Annotated in this window: 2 rRNA genes (1 of these 2 cut by a window edge); both read right to left on the reverse strand. The window is 54.2% G+C overall.

Features of this window, described 5'->3' with window-relative positions:
- Positions 1 to 3: 3 nt before the first annotated feature.
- A 5S ribosomal RNA gene (gene rrf / locus V3B48_RS21230) occupies positions 4 to 118 on the reverse strand.
- A 127-nt stretch (positions 119 to 245) separates the two neighbouring features.
- A 23S ribosomal RNA gene (locus V3B48_RS21235) occupies positions 246 to 2500 on the reverse strand (it continues 625 nt past the right edge of the window).

Below are 2500 nucleotides of genomic sequence, written 5' to 3' on the forward strand. Positions count from 1 at the left end.
AAACCCTGGCGATGACCTACTCTCGCATGGCTTGAGCCACACTACCATCGGCGCAGCTGCGTTTCACTTCCGAGTTCGGGATGGGATCGGGTGGTTCCACAGCGCTAATTTCACCAGGGAGGCGGTTGGAGCGTCGCCATCCGATACAGCTGGATAAGGCGCCTGCCTCTCGTAGTTCTTGTGACGTAGCGTGCACTTGGATGCTCTTACGACGCTGTCGTAAAGCCAAGGCAACTTGAGGTTATATGGTCAAGCCTCTCGGATCATTAGTATCAGTTAGCTCAATACATTGCTGTACTTACACACCTGACCTATCAACCACGTAGTCTACATGGTTCCTTCAGGGGGCTTGTGCCCCGGGAGATCTCATCTTGAGGCGCGCTTCCCGCTTAGATGCTTTCAGCGGTTATCGCTTCCGAACATAGCTACCCGGCAATGCCACTGGCGTGACAACCGGAACACCAGAGGTTCGTCCACTCCGGTCCTCTCGTACTAGGAGCAGCCCCTCTCAAATCTCCAACGCCCATGGCAGATAGGGACCGAACTGTCTCACGACGTTCTGAACCCAGCTCGCGTACCACTTTAAATGGCGAACAGCCATACCCTTGGGACCGACTACAGCCCCAGGATGTGATGAGCCGACATCGAGGTGCCAAACACCGCCGTCGATATGAACTCTTGGGCGGTATCAGCCTGTTATCCCCGGAGTACCTTTTATCCGTTGAGCGATGGCCCTTCCATACAGAACCACCGGATCACTAAGTCCTAGTTTCCTACCTGCTTGATCCGTCGATCTTGCAGTCAAGCACGCTTATGCCTTTGCACACAGTGCGCGATGTCCGACCGCGCTGAGCGTACCTTCGAGCTCCTCCGTTACTCTTTAGGAGGAGACCGCCCCAGTCAAACTACCCACCATACACGGTCCCCGACCCAGATAATGGGCCCAGGTTAGAACGTCAAGCACGACAGGGTGGTATTTCAAGGATGGCTCCGCTGCAGCTAGCGCCACAGTTTCATAGCCTCCCACCTATCCTACACAGACGAACTCAACGTTCAGTGTAAAGCTATAGTAAAGGTTCACGGGGTCTTTCCGTCTTGCCACGGGAACGCTGCATCTTCACAGCGATTTCAATTTCACTGAGTCTCGGGTGGAGACAGCGCCGCTGTCGTTACGCCATTCGTGCAGGTCGGAACTTACCCGACAAGGAATTTCGCTACCTTAGGACCGTTATAGTTACGGCCGCCGTTTACTGGGGCTTCGATCAAGAGCTTCGCCTTGCGGCTGACCCCATCAATTAACCTTCCAGCACCGGGCAGGCGTCACACCCTATACGTCCACTTTCGTGTTTGCAGAGTGCTGTGTTTTTGATAAACAGTCGCAGCGGCCTGGTTACTGCGACCCTCTTCAGCTATAGCTCGCACGAGCCACCAAAAAGGGTGCACCTTCTCCCGAAGTTACGGTGCCATGTTGCCTAGTTCCTTCACCCGAGTTCTCTCAAGCGCCTGAGAATTCTCATCCTACCCACCTGTGTCGGTTTACGGTACGGTCTGCGTAAGCTGAAGCTTAGGAGCTTTTCCTGGAAGCGTGGTATCAGTGACTTCGTCTTAAAGACTCGTCTCGGTGCTCGGTCTTAAAGGATCCCGGATTTGCCAAAGATCCAAACCTACCGCCTTTCCCCAGGACAACCAACGCCTGGTACACCTAACCTTCTCCGTCCCTCCATCGCACTTACGCGAGGTGCAGGAATATTAACCTGCTTCCCATCGACTACGACTTTCGTCCTCGCCTTAGGGGCCGACTCACCCTGCGCCGATTAACGTTGCGCAAGGAAACCTTGGGCTTTCGGCGTGCGGGTTTTTCACCCGCATTATCGTTACTCATGTCAGCATTCGCACTTCCGATACCTCCAGCAGACTTCTCAATCCACCTTCAACGGCTTACGGAACGCTCCTCTACCGCGCATAACAAAGTTATGCACCCCAAGCTTCGGTTCACTGCTTAGCCCCGTTAAATCTTCCCCGCAGACCGACTCGACCAGTGAGCTATTACGCTTTCTTTAAAGGGTGGCTGCTTCTAAGCCAACCTCCTGGCTGTCTGTGCCTTTCCACATGGTTTTCCACTTAGCAGTGAATTTGGGACCTTAGCTGTGGGTCTGGGTTGTTTCCCTTTTCACGACGGACGTTAGCACCCGCCGTGTGTCTCCCATACAGTCCGTCTCGGTATTCGGAGTTTGCAATGGTTTGGTAAGTCGCGATGACCCCCTAGCCATAACAGTGCTCTACCCCCGAGAGGATACATATGAGGCGCTACCTAAATAGCTTTCGAGGAGAACCAGCTATCTCCGGGTTCGATTAGCTTTTCACTCCTAATCACACCTCATCCCCTACCTTTGCAACGGGAGTGGGTTCGGGCCTCCAGTGCGTGTTACCGCACCTTCACCCTGGGCATGACTAGATCACCCGGTTTCGGGTCTACTGCCCGCGACTATGCGCCCTTATC

The organism is Stenotrophomonas sp. SMYL20 (genome assembly GCF_036320045.1).
GTDB classification, from domain to species: domain Bacteria; phylum Pseudomonadota; class Gammaproteobacteria; order Xanthomonadales; family Xanthomonadaceae; genus Stenotrophomonas; species Stenotrophomonas maltophilia_A.